We start from the raw sequence: 24,158 nt of genomic DNA on the forward strand, positions 1-24,158 counted from the left end.
AAACTGTGCCTGTTGATTTAATGGCTCAGCTAGGCAGGTCCGATATGAACAACATTCAAGTCTTTGATGATATTCAACAACTGTATTTGCAATTCTTAGAAAATAAGAACTACCCGAAACTCGAAAATTTAAATAATTGGGGCAAGAACCGTTACTTCTTTAATCAGCACTTTCGTTTGGTTGAAGATTGGCATCAGACTGAACAAATTGTGATTGAATTTAATCAGCAATATTACTGCTTGGATACAGGCAGCGCCCCAGATTTTATGGACAAAGAACGCTATATGACCTGGTTGATGGGAGAGTTGTTGGTTTAAGCCGTGCAGGTGAATCACAACCGATCAGCCATTTAGTCTTCAAGATAACAATGCAAAAGAATAAAATTTAAAAATCAGAACAGTTCAAAACAACAAAATAAAAAATCCCCGCATGATGCGAGGATTTTTTTCTTACGAAGACTTTTTACACACGCTCAATAATTGTCGCGATACCTTGACCAAGACCGATACACATGGTCGCAAGACCGATTTGGGTATCTTGTTGTTCCATCACGTTCAATAACGTGGTGGTGATACGCGCACCTGAACAACCCAATGGGTGACCGAGTGCAATTGCACCACCGTTCAAGTTCACACGATCTTGCTGATCATAAATGCCTAAGCCTTTAAGAACAGACAAACCTTGTGCAGCAAACGCTTCGTTCAATTCAAAGGTTTGAATGTCTGCAATTGACAAGCCAGCACGTTTAAGCGCTTTTTGAGTTGCAGGTACAGGGCCATAACCCATGATTGCTGCATCGCAGCCTGCAACTGCCATAGAGCGAATCACCGCACGTGGTTTTAAACCTAAAGCTTGTGCACGTTCAGCAGACATAAGCAACATCGCAGATGCACCATCAGACAATGCTGAAGATGTTGCCGCAGTGACCGTACCGCCTTTCGGGTCAAATACAGGACGTAAAGCTTGGAACGCCTCAAGGTTGGCATCTGGACGGATTACTTCGTCGATGTCGCATAGCTGTTTAAAGCCGTTTGCGTCATGACCTTCAATGCCAATGATTTCGTTTTTAAAACGACCTTCTTGTGTTGCAGCCCATGCACGACGATGTGATTCCACACCAAAAGCATCTTGCTCTTCACGCGAAATACCGTTCATGCGACCCAACATTTCAGCAGTTAAGCCCATCATGTTTGATGCTTTGGCATAGTGCTTCGATGCAGCAGGGTTGATGTCGATACCGTGCATCATGCCCACATGGCCCATGTGCTCTACACCACCAATGATGAAAATATCACCCTGATTGGTTGCAATTTGTGCTGCAGCCGTGTGGATTGCTTGCATTGAAGAACCACAAAGACGGTTTACGGTTTGACCCGCTACTGTTTTTGGAAGATCAGCCAATAATGCAATATTACGACCAATGTTCATGCCTTGTTCTAGGGTTTGGTTCACACAGCCCCAGATTACATCTTCAACTTCGTTGACATCAAACTGGTTACGAGCAACTAAAGCACGAACCAATTCAGCCGATAGACTGTCAGCACGTACATTGCGGAACATACCGTTTTTGGTTTTACCCATTGCAGAACGTACGCCATCAACGATGACAACGTCACGTGGATTTAAAGTAGCCATTCACGTTGCTCCTTAACCGTAGAATTTTTTATTGTTAGCAGCCATGTCACGCAACATTTGTGGCGCTTCATAAGCCTTACCTAAGTGTGCGTATTTGTCGCAAAGTGCAACGTATTCAGCAACACCTGTTTGGTCGATGTAACGGCATGGACCACCACGGAATGGAGGGAATCCGACACCCATAATCATCGCCATATCTGCTTCAGATGGTGTTGCCACAATGTTGTCTTCTAAGCAACGAACAGTTTCGTTACAGAACGCAAGCATCATACGGTCAATGATTTCTTGTGCATCAAATTCGCGTTTTTCAGCAGTTGCCACAGATGCTACAAGCTCGTATGCAGTTGGATCAACCACTTTGGCTTTTTTGCCTTTGCGATCCAATTCATATTTGTAGAAACCTACGTCATTTTTTTGACCAAGACGTTTGTTTTCGTACATGACTTGGATTGAGCCTTTAAAGTCTGGCTTCATGCGGTCAGGGAAACCTTCTGCCATAACTTCTGCACCATGAACGCCCGTGTCGATACCGACAACGTCAATTAAGTATGCAGGACCCATTGGCCAGCCGAATTTTTCCATGACTTTGTCGACTTGCTGGAAGTCTGCACCATCTTTCAGTAGAAGGTCGAATGCACCAAAGTAAGGGAACAATACGCGGTTCACCAAGAAGCCTGGGCAGTCATTCACTACGATTGGTGTTTTACCCATTTTCTGAGCAAGAACCACAGTGGTCGCAATTGCTTCAGGTGAAGTTTTTTCACCACGAATCACTTCTACCAATGGCATCATGTGCACTGGGTTAAAGAAGTGCATGCCGACAAAGTTTTCTGGACGTTGTAGGTTTTCAGCCAAACGTGTGATTGAAATGGTTGAAGTATTTGAAGCGATAATGGTGTTGTCACGAACTGATTTCTCAGTTTCAGCCAACACAATGCCTTTGACTTTTGGATTTTCAGTCACGGCTTCAATCACGATATCTACTTCTTTAAACTCGTCATAGCTTAAAGTTGGGCGGATACGTGCCAAAGTTTCACCCATTTTGGCAGGTGTTAACTTTTTACGTTCAACTTGCTTGGTCAATAAGCCATTGGCTTCTTTCATACCCAAAGCAAGTTGCGGATTACCAATGTCTTTCATGATAATTGGTGTGCCTTTGCTTGCCGCTTGGTAAGCAATACCACCGCCCATGATACCCGCGCCGAGAACAGCCGCTTGGTTCACAGGATGTGCACCTTTTTCATATTTTTTCGAGGTTTTCTTCACCACTTGGTCGTTGATGAATAAACCAATCAACGCACCTGCTTGAGGCGTTACAGCAGCTTTAGCAAAGCCTTCAGCTTCAGCTTTGAGCGCGTCATTACGTGGCAAGCCTGCACCTGCTTGTAAAGAATCCAGCATGAGTTTTGGCGCAGGGTATTGTGCAGGATTCGCTTTGGCTAATACCGCACCTTTCGCCGTGTTGAACGCCATCATTTGTTCAAGTGGGTTCAATTTTACAGGGTCTAATTTTTCTTGGCGTTTTGCTTTCCAGTCCAAACGACCTGCAATGGCTTGCTTAACCAAGTCCAGCGCAGCCGCTTGTAATTTGTCTGCAGCAACCACAGCATCTACAGCGCCGTCTTTGAGTGCAGCATCAGGGCGTTTAGGGTTGGCCATTGCCATCCATTCAACCGCATTGTCAATACCAATAACGCGGCTTAAACGAACCGTACCACCAAAGCCTGGGAAAATACCGAGTTTGATTTCTGGTAAGCCCACCTGTGCTTGGTCTGACATCACACGGTAGTCACATACCAAACACATTTCAAAGCCGCCGCCCAATGCCATACCATTGATTGCAGCAACTTTAGGAATGTCTAAATCTTCAAAAGCATTGAAGATGTCGTGAACAGGCAATGCCCAATCCACAATGGCTTGTTCGCCTTGAGCGAAGTTTGCGCCAAATTCGGTGATGTCTGCACCCACGATAAACGTTGATTTCGCAGAAGTGACGATTAAACCTTTCACTTCATTGTTTGCTTTAACAGCCTCAATCGCAGCTTTAAAGTCTTCAATCGTTGCACGGTTAAATTTGTTGACCGACTCACCTTGTAAGTCAAAGCGGAATTCTGCAATTCCGTCCGAAAGCATTTGGACGGTAATGGCATTGCCAGCGTGGATCATGCCTGATCTCCTTTGTTTTGGAGGACTTCTAAGTTGATGTTATGAAGCGTGTGCGATACTTCTGCACACATATATGCCTCGCTAATCTTACGATAACTATATCGAAAAAAAATATAGCAAGTTGTATCAAGCCGTGACGCAAGGGTCATGATTTTTCTCATAGCTCGGAATTGCTTTTTGACCCGATTTTAAAATCCTATTTTTAAAGAAAGATGAAATTGATTGTTTTATATTTTATTTTTAATCAGGTTGTATTGCATTTTCGATTTAGAAAAGCTTGATAAATAGATGTTATCAGTGGGTTGTTTTGGACAGAAAAGTAAATCCATCGTTTGGATGGTGACGTTTTAAAGCGTGAAGCTGGGTAGGGGGGATAGCGACTAGCAATGCTGTGTTCTATTTTCGGCTATGACATCATGCGCTGAAATTGAGTAGAATATGCGACATTTTGAATTTTAGCTGTTTTCAGCAATTTAGGTTGTTCTATGTTGAAGTGGATTATTTTGGCGATTTTTATCTCTTCAGCGTTGTATATTCAACAGCGCGGCAAGGTGCGTCATAGTTTTTATCGTCAGTTTTTTGACCATTCGACCATTCTTGCACCGATTAACTATTTAATGTACTTATTTTCTAAAGTGCCGAATCAACCTTATATCGACACTCAGCATTTTCAAGATTTAAAAGTTTTAGATGACAACTGGGAAATGATTCGTGATGAAGCCAAAGCTTTATATGAACAGGGCGGTATTAAAGCTTCAAGTACTTACGATGATTTGGGGTTTAATTCATTCTTTAAAACAGGCTGGAAGCGTTTTTATTTAAAATGGTATGACTCCGCGCATCCATCAGCAGCAGAATTATGCCCAAAAACCACAGCATTATTAAAAACTTTACCTAGCATTAAGGCGGCGATGTTTACTGAACTAGCGCCCGACAGTCGTTTAGTGCGCCATCGTGACCCCTATGCAGGTTCATTGCGTTACCACTTGGGGTTGATGACACCCAATGATGACCGTTGTTTTATTGATGTCGATGGTGAGCGTTATTCATGGCGTGATGGTGAAAGTGTGGTGTTTGATGAAACCTATATTCACTATGCTGAAAATGGTACTTCTCAAAACCGTATTATTTTCTTTGCCGATGTTGAGCGTCCGTTAAAATCTCGCTGGATGCAAAAGTTTAATCGCTGGTTTGGTAAGAATGTGATGACCGCAGCAAGTTCTCCGAATGAAGCAGGCGATCAGACAGGTGGTTTAAACAAAGTCTTTGGCTATGTCTATCAAGTGCGTTTAAAAGCGAAGGCCTTAAAAGCTAAAAATAGTCGCGTGTACTACTTCTTAAAATGGTTTTTGATGCTCGGGATTTTCTTCTTAATTTTTATTCGCCCTTATGTGTTTTAAAGCATCACAACGCCTTTCGGGGCGTTTTTTTATGATATTTTTGAGCAATTTCAGCATCGCGCTTTAATTCCCGGCTATTTTTATGTATAGAATGAAGCAAATAGGGGAATTTTTATGCAAACGTTTCGTTCTAAAAAAGATTGGTGGGTTTTGGCTTTTGCGATTTGTATGTCTGGTCTATTGATTCAGTTATTGCTGACGATGTACGCCAAAGGCACGATGCCAGAATTTCCTGTGCACACAGGAGTGTATTTCATCACCATTTTTGTGTTGTGGTGGCCTGTGTTCAATACGCGCTATCAGGTCGATGCAGAACGCTTGCAGATTCGTTGTATGTTTTTAAAATGGGATATTCCACGCGACAGTATTCAAAAAATATCTAAAACCAATAATTCGGTCGCGTCACCTGCTTTGTCACTGAAGCGTTTGAAAATTGATTATCTTCAAGCGGGACAGCCAAAATTTGTATTGGTTTCACCTCAAGATCAGACCAAATTTAGTCAGGCCTTGGGAATGGAAATTACCGACTAATCCCTAGGCTTTTAAAGCAAAAATAAGCATCAAAACTTTGAGGATGAGCAGAGTGGCATTCTCAAGATTCACGCAGTATAAGTCGCGGGTTTATTCTATTTTGAGGTGCAATTGATTTGCACTGCAATCTACCCATATTTCTGATTTTTCAGGATGACTTAAAAAATACAAGGCTAAAATGGGCTCAAGTTCAGTGCGGATTTTGTGCCCCAAATGCCGTGCGCCGTAATGAATATCATGTCACTGATAAAAATAGACTTTAGCTGCTGCAGTCAGTTCGACTTGGCGCTGTTGATGCTTCAGGCGATGGTTTAGCTTTTCCAATTCAATTTCGACCAATTGCGGCAGGGCATCAGCAGATACCGCTTAATAATGCAAACTACGGTCAATCCGATTTATAAATTCAGGATCAAATTTACGCTGCATGACTTTTTCAATGATCCGTTGTGTGGGCATACGTTTTAAACACAATTGTTGTATTTTTTGAGGCAATAGATTGAGTTTATCTAAGTATTGTTGTGCGGCTTGAGCACCCACATTGCTGGTCATAAAAATCATGCAATTGCGAAAGTCGATGGTTTTGGTGCCTGCAGTCAGGGTCAGTTTGCCTGTATCTAGCACATTCATTAAGCCACGTATCACTTCGCTTGAGGCTTTTTCCAGTTCATCAAACAGCATAATGCCTGGGCGGGTGTGCGAACCTGCAATCGCAGTTTCATCAAATAAACTATGGCCTTCTTTAGAGCCGACATAGCCAGGAGGCGCGCCTGTGAGTGCAGCCGCATAGTGTTCCTGCGCCAAGGTATTCATATCAATGCGGCAGAAGGCATCGGGGCGACCATAAATGGCTTCGGCAATCAGGCGCACCGTTTCGGTCTTGCCAACACCTGTCGGGCCAAGCATTCAAGTCACTGAAAGTGGTCGCTCTGTGCTGGAAAAATCGGCCTTGACCACATACCGCATTTTTTCGATTTCATTCAGCGCTGCATCTTGTCCAATAATCCGTTGACGTAACAATTGCATGACTTGTGTAGGTTCAAAATGAAAGCGCGGCTTGCCAATCAAACGGTCTTTGGCGGATACATACTGATGTGTACTGATCGGCTGGGACGTTGCGGATTGAATGGTCGGTATGCCGTGTGGTGCGGTCGTCATCCTGCACTTTCCTTCTGCTGACAAGATGCCTGAGCATAGCAAATCTTGTGTTGCCGACTGATCGTTTTTAGCACTGAGCTGATCGTTTTAGTGGATAGATCATGCGCTATGCCACAGGATAAAGCTTGAAAAAATCAGATAAAGCAGCACATCATGTAAAGAATGTAGCAAGAATAGGATGACTCGTGAACCCAAACGCAGGTGAGCATATCGAGAAAATTTTGGCAAATATGACCCAATTGCCAGGGGTTTACCGTATGTTGGGTAAAGACGGGGAGTTGTTATATGTCGGCAAAGCCAAAAATTTAAAAAACCGAGTGTCGAGTTATTTTGTCAAAACCATCGAGCATCCTAAAACGCAGGCTTTAGTGGCGCGTATTTATGATATTGAAACTTTGGTGGTGCGTTCCGAAACTGAAGCGTTATTGCTTGAACAAAATCTGATTAAGCTGCATCGTCCACCGTACAATATTATGCTGCGCGATGATAAGTCCTATGTTTATATTTTTGTGTCGGCAGATCAGCCTTATCCGCGTATTGCCAGTGGACGCGGCAAAGGCAAGCATCAGATAGGCAAGTTTTTTGGGCCTTATCCGAGTGCGTACAATGCCCGCGATACTTTGGTGGTGTTACAAAAACTGTTTAATGTGCGGCAGTGTGAAAACAGTTATTTTGCTCAACGGCAGCGTCCGTGTTTGCAATATCAGATCAAACGCTGTTCGGCACCGTGTGTAGGATTGATTTCGCCCGAAGAATATAAAGAAGATGTTAATAATTCGATTCGATTTTTACAGGGCGATAGCAAAGAACTGAATCAGCAATTGATTGCCAAAATGGAAGCTGCAGCCGAAGCGTTGGAATTTGAAAAAGCAGTCTTTTATCGTGACCGTATGGCATTGCTGCGTGATGTACAGGCACAGCAAGCCATTTATAAAGTCAAAGGTGAAGCCGATATTATCGCAATTGCTTATCAGGCAGGTGTGACCTGTGTGCAAATTATGCACGTGCGCAATGGCAAAATGCTGGGCGGTAAGAGTTATTTTCCAGATATGTTGGGCGATGATTTGGGACAACTGTTGTCCGATTTTATTGCCAACTTTTACTTTCAGGTGGCCGATGAAATTCCAGTGGAACTGATTGTCAATGTGGAAGTGGCAGATTGCAAAGAGTTGGAGCAAGCTTTACAGCAACACTTCGGTAAAAGAATTCACATCAAACATAAAGTGCGTGAAACTCGTGCCGAGTGGCAAGAATTGGCGCAAATGAATGTGCAGCATGCTATTAAAGGTAAACTCGCTAATCACTTTGAATTAAATGAGCGTTTTCATCAGTTAGAACAAGTGGTTGGACGCCCCATTGATCGAATTGAATGTTTTGATATTTCGCACACTATGGGCGAAGACACTGTGGCGTCCTGCGTGGTATTTGACAGTGGTGGTATTCGCAAACGTGATTATCGACAATTTTCCATTCAGAATATTCAGGCAGGAGATGATTATGCCGCCATGCGTCAAGCTTTGACGCGTCGTTATAAAAAAGCTATGTTGCCCGATTTATTGCTCATTGATGGCGGCAAAGGGCAGTTGAATATGGCGATGGAGGTGATGCAGGAATTAGGACTGGATGCCTTTATGATTGGGGTGTCCAAAGGCGAAGGACGCAAACCTGGTTTAGAAACGCTACATTTTACTGATGGCAGCAAAATTCAGTTGCCTGAAGATCATAAGGCGCTGCATCTGATTCAGCAGGTACGTGATGAAGCACACCGTTTTGCAATTACCAAGCACCGTGCCAAACGTGATAAAAAACGTGGTTCATCGATACTTGAGGTGATTCCAGGCTTGGGGCCAAAACGTCGTCGTGATTTACTCACTCATTTTGGTGGTATACAAGGTGTACTGAAAGCTTCAGAAAAAGAGCTAACTTTAGTGCCTGGACTGGGTGAAGTGATGGCGCGTACGATTTATAAAGTGCTGCATGAATGACTAAATTTCCTGCCTCATGCCTTATATTAGCTAAAAATCTTGCGAGATATATCTCTCACGTCGCAAACATAGACGAATTGTCAACAGACCCTATTTACTGCATAAAAAGCAGTATTTTATACAAAGGTAAATAGCAAAAAAGTGCATTGACTCTGCCGTCATTGAACATTCACATCAGATCAAAACCCTGTAATATCAACCACAACATTGTTTAAGGAAAAACCATGTCGTTGCTACAGACCTATCAGGCCATTGCCGAACAAGAATGGATCGATATTCCACAGGGTTGGTTACAAGGACGCACCATTTATGGTGGCTTGGTGGCAGGCTTGATGATGCAAAAAGCTCAGCATTGTATTGCCGATCCAGAAAAGCGCTTGCTCAGTAGCAGCGTGACTTTTGTTGGACCTGTACAACAAGGTCGGGCACGTCTTACAGCTGAAATTCTGCGGCAGGGTAAGTCAGTCACTAGCATTGAGGTGCGTTTGTGGCAGGATGATGCCGTACAAAGCATTTTGATTGCCAGTTTTGGTGCGGCACGTGAATCTAGTATTGTGGTGCAGCAAGAACGTACTGCGCCCAATTTTCCACCTGCAACGGAATTGCCTGTTACACAGCATCATCCTTTAGCACCTGAGTGTTTTCAGCAAATGGATTTGGTCTGGGCAGAAGGGCAATATCCATTTACTGCCAGCCATAAACCTGATTTTGCAGGTTGGATGCGTTTTAAGCCAAAACAGCATACGAATCGTGCCATGACTATTGCAGATTTAATGGTGGCATTTGATATGTGGCCACCTGGGGTATTGCCGATGTTTGAGCAGCTTGCACCTGCTAGTTCACTGACGTGGCATGTGACTTATGTCAATCCTTTGCAAAATCAGTTACATGACTGGATGAAATATAAAGTATTTACTGATCATGCTAGCGGTGGTTATGCCACCGAATATGCGCACTTATGGGATGAGCAGAATCGTCTGATTGCAATTGCCCGACAGACCATCACCGTGTTTGCCTAGTGACACCTACTAGCATTTCGTATAAAGTGAAGCCTATTCACGATGACAAATCCTCAAAAAACTTGTGAATATGCAGCGTATAGAGGGGAAACATTGGCGGTGTCTATGACAACAGGTCGTATCCTGAACATTCCAAATATATTGACTTTGGCTCGAATCGCCTTGATTCCTGTATTTTTGTTGGTGGCTTATTGGCCGCCTGCAATGGGCGTAAATGGTTACGATGGCGGTATGACACGTCATATTATTTTGACTTCTATTTTTGTGATCGCTGCTGTTACAGATTGGTTTGATGGCTATTTGGCACGTTCTTTAAATCAGACTTCTGCATTTGGGCGCTTTTTAGACCCTGTAGCAGATAAACTGATGGTGGCTGCGGCATTGATTGTGTTGGTGCAGTGGCAACCTACTATTTCAATGGCTTTTGCTGCGATTGTAATTATTTCTCGTGAAATTACTGTATCTGCATTGCGTGAGTGGATGGCCGAATTGGGCGCACGTACAAGTGTGGCCGTGTCTACAGTGGGTAAATACAAAACTGCATTTCAAATGATTGCAATTTCAGTATTTTTATTGAACTGGCAACCTTTAGAAATGTTGGCGTATTTGTTGCTTTATACCGCTGTGATTTTAACGCTTTGGTCGATGTTTATTTACTTAAAAGCCGCTTGGCCTTATTTGAAACAGCCTTAAATATCGTGATTCTTCATTAAAAAGTGCTTCTGATTGAAGCACTTTTTGATTAGCTATGAGTTTCTTCTTCGGCATCGTCTTCATAAGTTTTGGCAATTTTTTCAATATTTAAGCTCTTTGCCATCGCATCAAAAATTTCTTTATAGACCCCATTTTGATGATAAAGCGTGTCATGTTCACCATGTTCTGCAATTCTGCCCTCCTTCATGACATAGGTGTAATCGGCATCAATAATTTGCGATAAGCTGTGTGAAATGATGATAACCGTACGCCCTTGTTTGATTTCATCGAGGCTTTGCTTGATTTGTTCAGTTGCAATAGCGTCCAGACTTGCAGTGGGTTCATCTAAAAAAATAATTGGCGGATTTTTAAGGAACATTCGAGCCAAGGCAATCCGTTGTTGCTGACCACCAGAAAGCATCAGGGCATCTGCATCATAAGCTTGTGGTAATTGTAAAATTTGTTCGTGAATAGAGGCTTTTTGGGCAGCCTGTATGACATCTTCTAAACTGGCATCGGTTTTGCCATAACGAATATTTTCAAAAATAGACCCTTGGAAAATATGATTCTTTTGTAAGACCAAGCCAATATGATCACGTAAATACTGGGTGTCGATGTGGTTAATGTCTATTCCATCGAGTTGAATCGTACCATTTTGTGGTTCATAGAATTTATCTAATAAACTGATCAACGTAGATTTTCCCGCTCCCGATAATCCCACTAATGCAGTAATTTTATTGGGTTGGATCTGCATCTGAATGTCTTTGAGTGCATGATGTCCATTCGGATAAAAAAAGTTTACCTGTTGCAGGTCAAACTGCCCTCGAATAACTGGTTTAAGCGTACCACTTGGTTCAATTTCATGCTCGGCTTCCAGAATTTGGAAGAAGCTTTCTGAATAGATCATTGCGTCATTGACTTCATCATAAATACGATGCAATGAGCGAATGGGGGCAGAAACATTGCCAAACAGCAACACGTGATACATGATCATGCCGATGCTCATTTGTCCATCTAATACAAAATAAGCAGTTAAAATAATAATCAGCACCACCCCAATTTGTTCAATAAAGCTTTTTAAACCATCAAATAAAAAACTGGTTTGGCGGGTCTGCATTTGATTGTGGGTCAGTTTTTTCTGCAGGGTGAGTTGTTTTTCTGCTTCGATGCTTTCTCTGTTAAATGATTTAATTACGGTGATTGAGTTGATAATACTAAGAATCCCTTGGCTTTTTTTCTCACGTCCATCACGTAAATTACGTCGCCAACTGCCTAACTTTTGCGCTTGCAGATAGGTCAGCCAAAAATAAATGGGAACAATGAGTGTCGCGAGCAAGCCCACATATACATTGGCATAGTACATTAAGCCTAAAGCCACAATGGCACTGGTAAATAGCGGTAAAATATCAATAAAGAAAATTTGCACTAAACGGGTGAGTGAACCAATCCCTCGGTCTATACGTGTTTGTAATTTGCCTGCTTGGTTGTTGTCTTGATTAAAAAAAGCCAAACGGTAACGTAAAAATTTCTCAATAATGCCTTGAGCTAAATCTTGTGACACAAAAATGCGTAGTTTTTCACCGTAAAACTTCTGTCCAAATTGCACAAAGGCATTGATGATTTCTTTGCCCAGTAAAATGACTGAAATAGTGATTAAAATATGCCAGCCTGCAGACAGACCTTGTCCTGCTTCAATTAAGGCATTAATACGGTCAACTGCATATTGTAAAGTGAGTGCATTGACTTGAGCTGTTAATGAGCCGATGAGCGTTAAAACTAAGGTAGCAATCACCAAGAGCTGATAAGGTCGAACAAAGGGACGCAATTTTTGAAACAAATTCCATAAATTCATAAGCTATTATTGTTATAAGCACAATGATTTTAAGTCTAAGGATGAACTTCAGGTCTCACAAGCTAAAAAGCTGTGCCATTTTGTGAGCAGTCCTGATCCTTGTTTTAGATTAAACAATAAGCTATTCAGCATAGGAATGACCATGAATCTAGAGTTGTTTGCACCTGAGCCTCGTGACAACATACTGCCTTATGACGGCATTGTGCAGGACTATGGTCTGGTACTGAGTGTGGAGCATAGTGAGCGTTATTTACAGTATTTTCTGCAACATTTGGCATGGCAGCCTGATGAAGGTCGGCTCTTTGGTCAGTATTATCGGACACAGCGCCAAGTCGCATGGTATGGCGATGAGCAGTATCAATATCGGTATTCGGGTGCAGTTAAGCAGGCACTGCTATGGCAGCCTGCTTTGTGGCGGCTGAAACAGCAAGTTGAACAGTGGGTCGGGCATCCCTTTAATTCATGTTTGGCCAATTTATATCAAGATGGTACGCAGGGCTTGGGCTGGCATAGTGACGATGAGCCGAATTTAGGAAAAAACGTTGTCATTGCTTCATTGAGTTTTGGAGCAACCCGTAAATTTTGTTTTAAGCATAAACACCGCGCCAACAAGGTTGAGCTACTGTTGCACAGCGGTCAGTTGTTGGTCATGCGTGGCACGACACAACACTATTGGAAACATGCCTTAATGAAGTCCAATAAAATTATACAACCCAGAATTAATCTGACCTTTCGCTATTTTCACGCGGCTACTGAATAAGACTTGATTTAGCACTCTAAATCCTTATTCAGAAATAAATTTTAATTGTATTTAAATTCAGTGCTTTAATGTGTCGATAACCTAAAAATTTAAGAGAGCTCTATATTAAAACTGGTATTCAGTACTTCCACCTGTTTTTCAATTTGCTCTGCATTGTCCTGCAAAATTTCAATCAGCTTTTGCAAATTGACAAATTCAAAACGGTTTTTAGATGCCAACAGCGTCAAGGCATAAGGCGCATCTTTCGATGAAAAACGAATCGGTACAGATAAACCTGCAATTTCTGCATCAAGTTCGCCGTTAGAAAAATAATAGCCTTGTTTTTTGATTTTGCGCATTTGCTGCAAAAAGTCATCTTCATCTTGTGCAAAATTGACTTGTGCCAATTCGGTAGAAAAACGCTGGTAATAGTCTAAAATTTTAGCTTTAGGCAGATGCGCCATAATAATTTTTGGCGATGAGCCGACATAAACAGGACGTGGGCAGCCGCGACCATAAGACAGCAAAGGCGTATCTTTAAAGATTTCGTGATGCACATCAATGCAGGAATCTTGATTGAGTTGGGTCAATAAACAGCAAAATTCTGTACGTTCTGCAATTTTTTTCATAAACGGAATACTGATGGTGACCAAAGGATCGGTCGTGCGAGAGATAAAATCCAATACCGCAATTTTTGGCCCAAGGGTGTAATCTCCCGATGTGCCACTCATGCGCTGCAACAACTCTGCTGAAACCAACTCTTTTAAATAGCGGTAACTCGTAGGTTTAGATAAACCGCGTTACTTACTCATCGTATCTACATTAATGACAGCACGTGCGGTTGAATATAAGTCTAAGACTGTGAGAATCTTGCCAAAGCTAGACAGTGCTATACGGATTTACCCATTCACACCAAAAGGATGATGTCACTTTATATCAAAAAATCGCCAGACCAATAGACTTTTTAAAGATGATCTTAGGCATTCTAACGATCAATATCCCAATTCTTTCGTTTGTCGATGTTATCTATTTAGAAACAGGATTTAAGGTTGAACGCCGTGAGGGTCACGATACCAGCTTTCAATCAATAGTGCTGCGGCAAGACTGTCGGCAGCGAGCTTTTTGCCACGGCCTTGAGCTTGATAATGATCAAGCTCATCACGTGCTTCACGTGTAGTTAGGCGTTCATCGACCATTAGGGTATGGATATTGCTTTGATGGCGTAAGCGTTTAGCAAACTTACGCGCACGGGTAGATAGTTCCGACTCACTATCATCCATATTTAAAGGCAAGCCCACTAGAAATAATTGCGGCTGATGTTGCTTGATAATTTTTAGCAAGTTTTCCCATTGCGGAATGCCATCTTTCATGGGGAAAAGTGCGAGTGGGGTTGCACTTTCAATCAGTGCCTGTCCCACAGCCATGCCCATTTTTTGGGTGCCAAAGTCAAATGCCATAATGGTTTGGGCTTGAGTTGTTTCAGGCATGACCAATCTCTGAAGATAACCAAGTTGGATCTACGCCCATTTTGCGATATGCGGCATCCCAACGGTCGTCATAAGGTAAATTGAAAATCAAATCCATGTCCGATTCACAAATGAGCCAATCGCCACGGGCAATTTCTTGTTCCAGTTGCTGTTTGCCCCAACTGGCATAGCCCAAGGCAATTTGGTAGCGTCCAACGCCTTCGTTGTGGGCAATCGCATCTAAAATATCTTTAGAGGTGGTGATACAGACATTTTCACCCACTGCGATAGATGAATGCCAAGTTGGCTGCCCTGTGTGTAAAACAAAACCTGCCTCAGGTCGTAATGGACCACCTTGTAGAACTTCGTGAGGATGCACATTATCTGCATCTATATCTAAATCATTGAGCAATTCTTTGATTTGGATACCCGATGGACGGTTGAGAATAATGCCTTGCGCACCGTCTTCATCATGACGTGCCAAATAGATGACAGTGTTTGCAAAAAACTCATCATTCATATCGGGCGGGGCTATGAGACAGCGATGCGTCAGATATTGTTTAGTCACCTAAGCAATTCTCCTTAAAAACAGTTGCTTCTAGAAAAACCTATTCCTTTAGGATACACGTTACTTGAGCTTTGTGATTTCACCAAGCTCTTTTTGTGACAGCGTTGGTTTTTAAGCCTGTTGAAACTTCAATTGGCGTAATTGTTTGGCGTGTTGCAGGGTGGTGTCGTTAATTTCAACACCGCCAGTCATACGCGCTAATTCTAAAATACGCGCATCTTCTTCTAATTCAACAATGGTACTGCTGGCAGGGTCGGTCTGACGCTTTTTCACCAAAAGGTGCTGATCAGACTGTGCAGCCACTTGTGCTTGGTGGGTAATACATAAAATTTGAACGTGTTGCGCCAAACCTGCGAGCAAGCGCCCCACAATTTCAGCAGTACCACCACTAATCCCGACATCAATTTCATCAAAAACCAAAACTTCAGCTTCGGTTTTTTCGGCATTCATGACTTGCATGACCAAGGCAATCCGCGATAATTCGCCACCAGAAGCCACACGTGCTAATGGCTGAGCAGGAATACCTTTGTTGGCAGTAAACAGTAGTTGAATAAAACTTAACCCCTCCGCAGAAACCTGCTCTAAAGGTTCAAACTTAAATTCAAAATGTGCCTCAGGCAGTGCCAACTGTTTGACTTGCTCGGTCAGTTGTTTGGCAAGTGGTGCGGCTGCTTCACGACGGATGTCATCTAAATGTTGTGCTTTGGCTAAAAAGTCCTGATGTGCCACTTCGACTTGTTCTGCCAAAGTTTCAGGGTCTTCAAGTTCATGTAAAGCAGTGAGCTCAGTTTGCCAAGTATCAAATTCTTGTTTTAATAATTCAGGTTGTGTGCGGTATTTACGTGCTAAACGATGAAAGACTTCTAATTTTTGATTCAGTTCTTCCATGCGTTCAGGGTCAAAGCTTTGACGATCAATAAACTGACGTAAATTGGCTGTCGCATCATCTAATTCACTTTGCGCATTTAACAATGAGTTATAAATTTCTAATAATTGTTCACTTCGTCCCGCATGCGATTCCAAGCGGCGAATAATCGAAGCAATTTCCTGAGTGATGTTTTGCTCGGCTTCGTCTAAGGCATTTAAGCTATAACTGCAGTCCTGCATGATATGTTCATGATGGCTTAGGCGATCAAACTCTTGTTCAATCTCCTTATAATCGATTTGTACCAGTTCTTCGAGTTCTTCGAGCTGTAAGTTTAGAGTTTCGATGCGCTGCTTGCGAGTTGCCTGTGCATCCAGCGCCGCCTCATGCTGTCGGATATTTTTTTGCCAGGTACTATAAGCATCACGTACTGCTTGGGCAGGGGTATAAAAATTATAATAACGATCAAGCCAGTGCTTTGGATAAGGCGGTTCCAACAATTGTTGTTGGCTGTGCTGGCTATATAGCTGTACTAGCAAGCGTCCAATTTCTTTCAGCTCTGACAAACTGCTTGGGCGTCCATTAATCCATGCTTTGCTGCGTCCTGTAGCAAAAATTACCCGACGTAAATGGATTTCACCAGACTCATCATCTAATTCATGTTCTTTTAGCCATTGTGCTTCAGGGCTATTGTCCTGATAACTGAAACTCGCAGTCACATCGGCTTTATCTGAGCCAAAACGCACATAATTGGTATCGGTACGTTCACCTAAACAGGCAGAGAGTGCATCTAATAGTAAGGATTTACCTGCACCTGTTTCCCCTGTTAGAACGTTAAAACCTGTTTCAATATCCAGTGCTAAGTGGTCGGCAAGGGCAAAGTTAATCAGTGTTAAATGAGTCAGCATAAACGCATCCAAGCTGCGAAAAGTGTCAGTGAAAGAGAGTTAAGTTTTGGAAATGCCATAACAAGGCTGTTATTTTCGTCTGTTTAATTCTAGCTTAAATTGCAGCACAAACAACAAAAAATGTACCCGATAAGCATCCTATATAAAACGCAAGATTCGTTGACCATTTCATTTGATAGTCATCAAATTGCAGTATATTCGCTTGGGGAGTTTTCGGTGCTGCTTGATAGGGTGAAACTTAAATGATACACATACTATTTGTGATTTGTTTCACATTCAGATTTAGCACTTTAGTGGGGATGAATCTAGAGCAGAGTGCTTTGAATGCCTTTGGCATTGGCTTAGACTATGCTGTTAGCGTGTTGCATACTGCGTATTGAAACATTGTTCAATTTACACAAAGCCCACTGTAAACACAGATTGATTAGTTCTGAGGACAGAATTAAACTACATCAGTCAAAAATATAAAAACGCGTTACCTGGAGAATACGCATGTCAGCTCAGTTTGATCATGTATCTGTTGTAAAAAAGTCGAATGTCTATTTTGGTGGGCAATGCATCAGTCATACGGTGCAATTTGAAGACGGTACCAAAAAAACCTTAGGGGTAATTTTACCGACCGAACAAGCCTTGATTTTCGAAACGCATGTGCCTGAACGTATGGAAATTATTTCAGGTGAATGTCGTGTCAAAATTGCCGATAGCGAAGAAAGTGAATTATTCCGCGCTGGTCAGTCATTCTATGTGCCTGGCAATAGCCGTTTTAGCATCGAAACCGACGAAGTGCTTGATTACGTGTGCCATTTAGAAGGTTAATCAGCCGATAATAGGGTATTGAATTAAGATTTCATTTTTCTCCTGCTTGAGCACCCAATCAAGCGGAATTGAATTAACAAATTTTCACCTGAATCGGTTAAACTAGATCTGATTGAAATCCTGTGAAGTCAGCTTTGCAGGATTTTTCGTTTTCGCTGGTTTATAGGTGCAATTAATTAGAGGTCGTTCATGGCAAAACCTGAATATTATTATGGCGTTCATTCGGTGGAGTCATTATTGGAGCTTGAGCCAGAGCGAGTTTTAACTCTTTTTACTTTAAAAGGACGTGATGATCAGCGTTTACAAAAAATTTTAGAACTTGCCGAACCATTTGGCATTAGTGTGCAAAAAGCCAGTCGTGACAGCTTGGAAAAACTGGCAGGTTTGCCGTTTCATCAAGGGGTAGTGGCTGCAGTGCGCCCCCATCCAACCCTGAATGAAAAAGACTTGGACACCTTGTTGCAGGCCGATAGTAAGCCTTTACTTTTGGCGCTAGACCAAGTCACTGACCCGCATAATTTAGGCGCGTGTATTCGTACTGCTGCTGCCATGGGTGTTGCTGCTGTGATTGTGCCGCGTGATCGTTCAGCAAGTTTAACTCCAACTGCACGCAAAGTGGCTGCAGGTGGCGCTGAAAAAGTCAAATTTATCCAAGTCACTAATTTGGCACGTACTTTGGCACATTTGAAACAAGAATTTAATGTGCGCGTGGTAGGGACAATGCTGGATGAAAAAGCTTTACCAATTCAGCAATTTGATTTTACAGGCACAGCAGTATGCGTGGTGATGGGCGCAGAAGATACAGGTTTACGCCCAATTACCCAGTCACAATGTGATCAAACAGTATTTATTCCAATGGCAGGAAATCTGCAAAGTCTGAATGTTAGTGTTGCAACAGGCATGGCATTGTATGAAGCTTGCCGTCAGCGTCAGATTTAATTGCTAATTTTGTATTTACTATTCTATTGATGTCTTCAACACAGTGATTAGTCTGTCTCCCCAAAAGCAAGGTTATGCCTTGGTGTTTGTTACCATGTGCATATGGGGTGGTTTTACCCTAACTGCTCGGCTGAATGCACAATGGCAGATCAGCGCTTGGGATATTACCGCATTACGTTTTGCTTTGGCTTTTTGTATTTTAATGCCGATTCTTATCTGGAAAAAAGATACGGCATTTTTATGGAAAAAAGAGCCTTTTATTTTGGCAATGATTGGCGGAGTAGGCTATTGCCTGACTGCGTATAGTGCTTTTCATTATGTACCCGCTGCGCATGCTGCCATTTTTCTGAATGGTTGTATTCCTGTTTGTACCGCCATTGCGGCTTGGGTATTATTTCGAGTGCCTTTTGACCGCCATACCTGGATCAGTATTGTAATTATGCTGACCGCCATTGGGGGTATGAGTGCGCTAATGTACCAAGAAACAGGCGTTGCTTTTGGACTTGGAGATGGACTGTTTTTTATCAGTGCTATTTGGTGGGGCGTGTTTACGGTTTTATTAAGACAATGGAAGCTCTCTGCTTGGCATGCAATGGCGGGTGTCGCCATTTGGTCGGCAATCGTGTATGTCCCGATTTACTTGCTGTTTTTCCCGAAACAACTCAGCACACCCGAACCGATTCATTTATTGCTGCAAACTATTTTTCATGGGGTATTTGTGGTGATCATTGCAACCCTTAGCTATGTTGAGGCAATTAAGCGTTTGGGGGCATTCAAGACTGGCAGTATTGTGACCTTGGCGCCGTTTATCGCTGCGGTTTTTGCTGTTCCATTATTAGGTGAGCCGTTGAGTCTAGCAATTGTATGTGGCTTGATAGGTATGGGGTTTGGCGCTTTGCAACCTTGGCGTTGGTGGTCACGAGCTGACACCTTAAAAGCCCAACTTGAACAGCAAAAACAAAAGTCAGATTAATTGGCTTGCTGCATCGCTCGCTTTAAATACTGCTGATGCAATACTTCAAGTTTGCTATACAAATGATCTAAATGCCCATCGTTCAGCACAATATCATTGGCCAGGCGTTGTTTTTCAGCACGTGGCATTTGTGCCTGAATAATTTTATGAATTTGTTCAACCGTTTGACCGTCACGTTGTGAGGCACGGTGAATTTGAAGTGCTTCAGTGGCATCAATCAATAATGTATGTTGGGTCAATTGATGTTGATTGGTTTCAAACAAGAGTGGTGAAACCAAAACCACGTAGGGGCTGTTGGCAGCATTTAATTGTTGGATAATCGATTCACGAATTGCAGGGTGGGTGATTTTTTCAAGTGCTTGTCGTGCACTTGGTTCTTTGAAAATATATTCACGTAGGGCGCGACGATCTAGTTCACCATTTTCAAGTAAAACCCAATCGCCAAAGTGTTGTTGAATTTGCTTTAAGGTAGATTGTCCTTTTTCGACCACTTCGCGTGCAACAACATCTGCATCGACTACAACAATGCCTTGGGTCTCGAACCATGCACTAGCTGCAGACTTGCCACTGCCAATTCCTCCTGTTAGACCCAAAACAAAACGCATGTGCTGTCCTTATTGTCCCAAATATACTTTCATGATTGGCTCGCCCCATAAAAAGGCAATCCAGCCCGCAATCGCGATATACGGACCAAACGCAAAGGGTTGGTTTTCTTTACGCACTTTTAACAGAATTATGCCAATAATCGCCCCGACTAAGGACGATAGCAGCACAATCAGAGGCAACATTATTGGCCCCATCCATGCACCTAAAGCGGCTAGGAGCTTGAAGTCACCATAGCCCATGCCTTCTTTACCTGTGACGATTTTAAACAGGTAATACACCACCCAAAGACACAGGAAGCCAATTACATAGCCCCAAATTGCCGACGTCGGCGAAGTATAAATGGCATAACTGTTGACCGCTAAACCTAGTGCAGCCAAAGGCAAGGTATAACGGTCTGGCAACAGTTGTGTATCGAAATCAATGAAGGTGAGTGCAATCAAGGTGTAAGTGAGCAGCAAACCAAACAGCATTTGTACGGTTGGGCCAAATACTGCAAGTACAATCAGGGCACAAACAGCGGTTAATACTTCAACCAGTGGATAACGTATGCTGATCGGGTTTTGGCAGTTGCCACATTTACCGCGTAATACCAACCAACTCAGCACAGGAATATTTTGATACCAACGAATTGGGTGATGACATTTGGGGCAGGTCGATGCAGGTTTACTCAGGGTGATTTTACTTTCATCAATAATGGCTTGTTCAGGATGTAACAACATTTGACAGTCATTACGCCATTCCTGCTCCATCATTTTTGGGGTGCGATAAATTACCACATTCAAAAAACTGCCAATACATAAACTAAAAAGTCCAACTGCGATATAGAGCGCAGTTGGATTTTGAATAAAGTACGCGATTAATTCTTGCATTAAACCACAGAACCCATTTGGAAGATTGGAAGGTACATGGCGACAACTAACCCACCCACTAAAATACCCAAGACAGCCATAATTAATGGCTCCATCATTGAGGTTAAGCCATCTACTGCGTTGTCGACTTCGTTTTCATAGTGGGTTGCGACTTTATCTAACATGGCATCTAGCGCACCTGATTCTTCACCAATGGCCACCATTTGTACCGCCATAGACGGGAATTTATTGGTGACACGCATGGCAAATTGTAGCTGCTGACCTGTTGCGACATCCTCACGGATTTTCATCACGGCTTCTTCATAGACCACGTTATTGGTTGCCCCTGCTGTAGACTCCAAAGCATCAATTAAGGGTACACCTGCAGCAAAAGTAGTGGCCAAAGTACGGCTATAACGCGCAATAATGGCTTTATAGACCAAGTCACCAAAAATAGGCGCTTTCAGTGCCGCTTTGTCTAAGAAATCGCGGAATTTTTTACTGCGTTTTTTAGCTTCTAAGAAACCTGCGATGATGACCCCAATCACAATAATCAGAATAAACCAGTATTTCTGCATCCATTGTGACATGTTCACCACCATTTTAGTGAAGGCAGGTAAGTCTGCACCAAAAGAGCTAAACAACTCTTCAAATACGGGTACAACTTTTACCATCAAAATAATGGTCACAATCACGGCCACCACAATGACCGTGGCAGGGTATTTCATGGCTTTTTTGATTTTTTGTTTGAGTAACTCACTCTTTTCTTTATAGATCGCAACGCGATCCAGCATGGTTTCAAGGGCACCCGATTGTTCACCAGACTCAACCAAAGAGCAGAACAGATTGTCAAAATATTGAGGATATTTACGCAATGCGCCAGCAAAGGTATTCCCGCCTTCCACTTCACCTTTAATACCTAAAACCACTTCACGCATGGCGGGGTTTTCAAGACCTTCGGCAACAATCTCAAAGCTTTGTACCAAAGGCACACCTGCTTTCATCATGGTGGCAAGCTGACGCGTGAAAATGGTGATGTCTAAGGTCGACACCCGTTTTTTCATTAAGCCTTCAAGAATGTTCTTTTTCTTTTGGCGAATCGTCTTGATGGTAATCCCTTGTTTACGCAATGTGACCTTGGCTAAAGCCATATTACGCGCTGGAATTTCCCCTTTTAACTTAGCCCCTTTGCGGTCAATCCCTTCATAAACGAAGGTGGGCATCATCTGTGCTTTTTTGACAGCCATGCGTATTTATCCTTATTTTAAATTTTACAACTATTCACTGGTCACACGATTGACTTCTTGCAATGAAGTCACCCCCTGCATGACCTTAAGTAACCCCGAACGACGCAGATTGTTAAACCCCGATTTTGCTGACGCATCAGCAATTTGGATGGCATTACCATCCTCCATAATAATTCTAGAAATTTCTGGTGTGACCTTCATCACCTCATAAACACCAACACGTCCTTTATAACCTTCACGGCATTCAGAACAGCCTACAGGTTGATAGACCTGAAATTCTGGATTGCTCAAATCGGCCTCAGTGAAGCCCATTTCTAATAAGCTTTGTCTTGGAATGTCAGAAGGGGCTTTGCAATGCGGGCATAGGCGTCGTGCCAAACGCTGCGCAATGACGAGGTTTACCGAAGTTGCAATGTTAAAGGAGGGAACCCCCATGTTGCGTAAACGCGTTAAAGTTTCTGGTGCACTGTTGGTGTGTAGGGTAGATAAAACCATGTGACCTGTTTGGGCTGCTTTAATTGCAATTTCTGCAGTTTCAAGGTCACGAATCTCACCTACCATGACAATATCAGGGTCTTGACGTAAGAAAGATTTCAGGGCGGCAGCAAAAGTTAAGCCAACTTTGTTGTTAACGTTAACCTGATTAATACCTTCTAAGTTAATTTCCACAGGGTCTTCGGCGGTGGAAATGTTGGTATCTTCTCTGTTTAAGATGTTTAAGCCTGTATACAGCGATACCGTTTTACCCGAACCTGTTGGACCTGTAATCAACAACATGCCTTGCGGCTTCTCTAAAGCTTCCATGAACAATTCTTTTTGTTCTGGTTCATAACCCAAAGCGTCAATCCCAAGCATCGCGCTAGATGGGTCAAGAATACGCAGTACAATTTTTTCACCGAACAAGGTTGGTAACGAGTTCACACGGAAATCGATGGACTTGTTTTTAGATAGTTTTAATTTAATACGACCATCTTGCGGGACACGTTTTTCAGAAATGTCCATTTGGGACATCACTTTTAAACGTGATGCCAAGCGGTTGGCTAACTGTAAGGGTGGGGTGGCTATTTGACGTAATACACCATCGACACGGTAACGCACTCGATAGGTTTTTTCATACGGTTCAAAATGTAAGTCCGAAGCGCCCATGCGAATTGCATCAATCAGTAATTTGTTGATGTATTTAACAATTGGGGATTCATCACTCTGCGGTTCATCTTCTGCAGCTTGTTCTGGTTCGCTATTGCCATCTTCAAAGTTGAGATCGAAGTCATCATCTTCAAATTCAAAAGCAGACTCACTTGCAAAGTTCTGTTCAATCAGTTTTACCAATTTATCGTGTTCGACCACAATGGCTTCAACATTCATTTTACTGTTGAAACGAATTGCATCCATTGCTTCGATATTGGTCGGGTTACTAGTCGCAACGTAAAGCAGGTGATTACGCTTAAAAATAGGCAGTATGCAATATTTGCTGAAAAGCTTTTCATCGATGCCTTCACGCACAATGAGCGCAGAATCATACACGCTTAAGTCAAAAATAGGTTCACCAAACTCATTGGAAATTTTTTCAGCAATGATTAAAGGCGCGATATTTAAGTTCTGAATTAGATAGGGAACAATATCTACATTATCTTTTTGTGCGGCTTTAATGGCGGTTTGCATAGTCTCAGCAGAAACGAGCCCGTCTTCGACCAAACGTCGAATAAAACCTGTGAATTTAGGTGTAGCTTGTTGTACTGACATTCCC

Annotated in this window: 21 protein-coding genes and 2 pseudogenes; 10 read left to right on the forward strand and 13 right to left on the reverse strand. The window is 42.6% G+C overall.

Annotated elements, in window-relative coordinates:
- Positions 1-44: 44 nt before the first annotated feature.
- Positions 45-317, forward strand: a complete 273-nt coding sequence (locus tag LZP46_RS01680; RefSeq protein WP_070155466.1) for a hypothetical protein — start codon at positions 45-47, stop codon at positions 315-317.
- 145 nt (positions 318-462) lie between these two features.
- Here LZP46_RS01680 and fadA read toward each other — a convergent pair whose 3' ends face one another.
- Both fadA and fadB read right to left on the reverse strand, forming a co-directional pair.
- The gene (fadA, locus tag LZP46_RS01685) at positions 463-1,635 is read right to left on the reverse strand and encodes an acetyl-CoA C-acyltransferase FadA (RefSeq protein WP_004975824.1); all 1,173 of its coding nucleotides are present in this window, start codon (positions 1,633-1,635) and stop codon (positions 463-465) included.
- A gap of 12 nt (positions 1,636-1,647) precedes the next feature.
- Positions 1,648-3,801 carry a fatty acid oxidation complex subunit alpha FadB gene (gene fadB, locus LZP46_RS01690; RefSeq protein WP_236094478.1) on the reverse strand — a complete coding sequence of 718 codons (2,154 nt, stop codon included), beginning with the start codon at positions 3,799-3,801 and terminating at the stop codon, positions 1,648-1,650.
- Between the two features lie 485 nt (positions 3,802-4,286).
- Here fadB and lpxO point away from each other — a divergent pair, with 485 nt between their 5' ends.
- Positions 4,287-5,201, forward strand: coding sequence for a lipid A hydroxylase LpxO (lpxO, locus tag LZP46_RS01695; RefSeq protein WP_236094479.1), 915 nt, complete (start codon positions 4,287-4,289; stop codon positions 5,199-5,201).
- 114 nt (positions 5,202-5,315) lie between these two features.
- Positions 5,316-5,732: a PH domain-containing protein gene (locus LZP46_RS01700; protein WP_019836100.1), complete on the forward strand. Its 417-nt coding sequence runs from the start codon at positions 5,316-5,318 to the stop codon at positions 5,730-5,732.
- Between the two features lie 90 nt (positions 5,733-5,822).
- On the opposite strand, the pseudogene LZP46_RS01705 reads toward LZP46_RS01700, so the two are convergent.
- Both LZP46_RS01705 and LZP46_RS16345 read right to left on the reverse strand, forming a co-directional pair.
- A pseudogene (locus LZP46_RS01705) lies at positions 5,823-6,635 on the reverse strand (AAA family ATPase).
- Positions 6,636-6,887: a hypothetical protein gene (locus LZP46_RS16345; protein WP_329608988.1), complete on the reverse strand. Its 252-nt coding sequence runs from the start codon at positions 6,885-6,887 to the stop codon at positions 6,636-6,638.
- 185 nt (positions 6,888-7,072) lie between these two features.
- On the opposite strand from LZP46_RS16345, the gene uvrC reads away from it, so the two are divergent.
- From uvrC to pgsA, 3 genes are all read left to right on the forward strand, one after another.
- Positions 7,073-8,872, forward strand: a complete 1,800-nt coding sequence (uvrC, locus tag LZP46_RS01710; protein WP_236094480.1) for an excinuclease ABC subunit UvrC — start codon at positions 7,073-7,075, stop codon at positions 8,870-8,872.
- 224 nt (positions 8,873-9,096) lie between these two features.
- Positions 9,097-9,891 carry a thioesterase family protein gene (locus tag LZP46_RS01715; RefSeq protein ID WP_236094481.1) on the forward strand — a complete coding sequence of 265 codons (795 nt, stop codon included), beginning with the start codon at positions 9,097-9,099 and terminating at the stop codon, positions 9,889-9,891.
- Positions 9,892-9,996: 105 nt separating this feature from the next.
- The gene (gene pgsA, locus LZP46_RS01720) at positions 9,997-10,584 is read left to right on the forward strand and encodes a CDP-diacylglycerol--glycerol-3-phosphate 3-phosphatidyltransferase (protein ID WP_236095154.1); all 588 of its coding nucleotides are present in this window, start codon (positions 9,997-9,999) and stop codon (positions 10,582-10,584) included.
- A 49-nt stretch (positions 10,585-10,633) separates the two neighbouring features.
- On the opposite strand, the gene LZP46_RS01725 is transcribed toward pgsA, so the two are convergent.
- Positions 10,634-12,436 (reverse strand): ABC transporter ATP-binding protein, encoded by a 1,803-nt coding sequence (locus LZP46_RS01725; protein WP_236094482.1) that lies wholly within the window; start codon positions 12,434-12,436, stop codon positions 10,634-10,636.
- Positions 12,437-12,578: 142 nt separating this feature from the next.
- On the opposite strand from LZP46_RS01725, the gene LZP46_RS01730 reads away from it, so the two are divergent.
- Positions 12,579-13,196, forward strand: coding sequence for an alpha-ketoglutarate-dependent dioxygenase AlkB family protein (locus tag LZP46_RS01730; RefSeq protein WP_236094483.1), 618 nt, complete (start codon positions 12,579-12,581; stop codon positions 13,194-13,196).
- A gap of 89 nt (positions 13,197-13,285) precedes the next feature.
- Here LZP46_RS01730 and LZP46_RS01735 read toward each other — a convergent pair.
- From LZP46_RS01735 to recN, 4 genes and pseudogenes are all read right to left on the reverse strand, one after another.
- Positions 13,286-14,068: pseudogene (locus tag LZP46_RS01735) on the reverse strand (IclR family transcriptional regulator).
- Between the two features lie 150 nt (positions 14,069-14,218).
- A complete protein-coding gene (gene ruvX, locus LZP46_RS01740; RefSeq protein ID WP_019836093.1) occupies positions 14,219-14,662 on the reverse strand; it encodes a Holliday junction resolvase RuvX in 444 nt (147 codons plus the stop codon).
- Complete coding sequence (locus tag LZP46_RS01745) at positions 14,655-15,209, reverse strand: YqgE/AlgH family protein (protein WP_026437983.1); 555 nt, start codon at positions 15,207-15,209, stop codon at positions 14,655-14,657. Before LZP46_RS01745 ends, ruvX begins: the two co-directional genes overlap by 8 nt.
- 111 nt (positions 15,210-15,320) lie before the next feature.
- A complete protein-coding gene (recN, locus tag LZP46_RS01750; RefSeq protein WP_236094484.1) occupies positions 15,321-16,982 on the reverse strand; it encodes a DNA repair protein RecN in 1,662 nt (553 codons plus the stop codon).
- A gap of 492 nt (positions 16,983-17,474) precedes the next feature.
- Here recN and ppnP point away from each other — a divergent pair, with 492 nt between their 5' ends.
- The 3 genes from ppnP (at position 17,475) to LZP46_RS01765 (ending at position 19,710) form a co-directional block, all read left to right on the forward strand.
- Positions 17,475-17,798: a pyrimidine/purine nucleoside phosphorylase gene (gene ppnP, locus LZP46_RS01755; protein WP_019836086.1), complete on the forward strand. Its 324-nt coding sequence runs from the start codon at positions 17,475-17,477 to the stop codon at positions 17,796-17,798.
- A gap of 189 nt (positions 17,799-17,987) precedes the next feature.
- The gene (rlmB, locus tag LZP46_RS01760) at positions 17,988-18,737 is read left to right on the forward strand and encodes a 23S rRNA (guanosine(2251)-2'-O)-methyltransferase RlmB (protein ID WP_236094485.1); all 750 of its coding nucleotides are present in this window, start codon (positions 17,988-17,990) and stop codon (positions 18,735-18,737) included.
- A 94-nt stretch (positions 18,738-18,831) separates the two neighbouring features.
- Positions 18,832-19,710 carry a DMT family transporter gene (locus LZP46_RS01765; RefSeq protein WP_236094486.1) on the forward strand — a complete coding sequence of 293 codons (879 nt, stop codon included), beginning with the start codon at positions 18,832-18,834 and terminating at the stop codon, positions 19,708-19,710.
- Here the strand turns inward: LZP46_RS01765 and coaE are convergent.
- Genes coaE through pilB form a run of 4 tightly spaced genes read right to left on the reverse strand, consistent with a single transcriptional unit; the run spans position 19,707 to position 24,154 of the window.
- Complete coding sequence (gene coaE / locus LZP46_RS01770) at positions 19,707-20,315, reverse strand: dephospho-CoA kinase (RefSeq protein WP_236094487.1); 609 nt, start codon at positions 20,313-20,315, stop codon at positions 19,707-19,709. The two genes, LZP46_RS01765 and coaE, sit on opposite strands and share 4 nt — an antisense overlap.
- 9 nt (positions 20,316-20,324) lie before the next feature.
- Positions 20,325-21,185 (reverse strand): prepilin peptidase, encoded by an 861-nt coding sequence (locus LZP46_RS16285; RefSeq protein ID WP_268920074.1) that lies wholly within the window; start codon positions 21,183-21,185, stop codon positions 20,325-20,327.
- Positions 21,185-22,411 (reverse strand): type II secretion system F family protein, encoded by a 1,227-nt coding sequence (locus LZP46_RS01785; protein ID WP_236094488.1) that lies wholly within the window; start codon positions 22,409-22,411, stop codon positions 21,185-21,187. Before LZP46_RS01785 ends, LZP46_RS16285 begins: the two co-directional genes overlap by 1 nt.
- Before the next feature lie 30 nt (positions 22,412-22,441).
- Entirely contained in the window at positions 22,442-24,154 is a 1,713-nt protein-coding gene (gene pilB / locus LZP46_RS01790; protein WP_236094489.1) for a type IV-A pilus assembly ATPase PilB, read from the reverse strand.
- Positions 24,155-24,158: the final 4 nt, after the last annotated feature.

The sequence above is a fragment of the Acinetobacter sp. SCLZS86 genome (assembly GCF_021560715.1).
In the GTDB taxonomy this organism is placed as follows: domain Bacteria; phylum Pseudomonadota; class Gammaproteobacteria; order Pseudomonadales; family Moraxellaceae; genus Acinetobacter; species Acinetobacter towneri_A.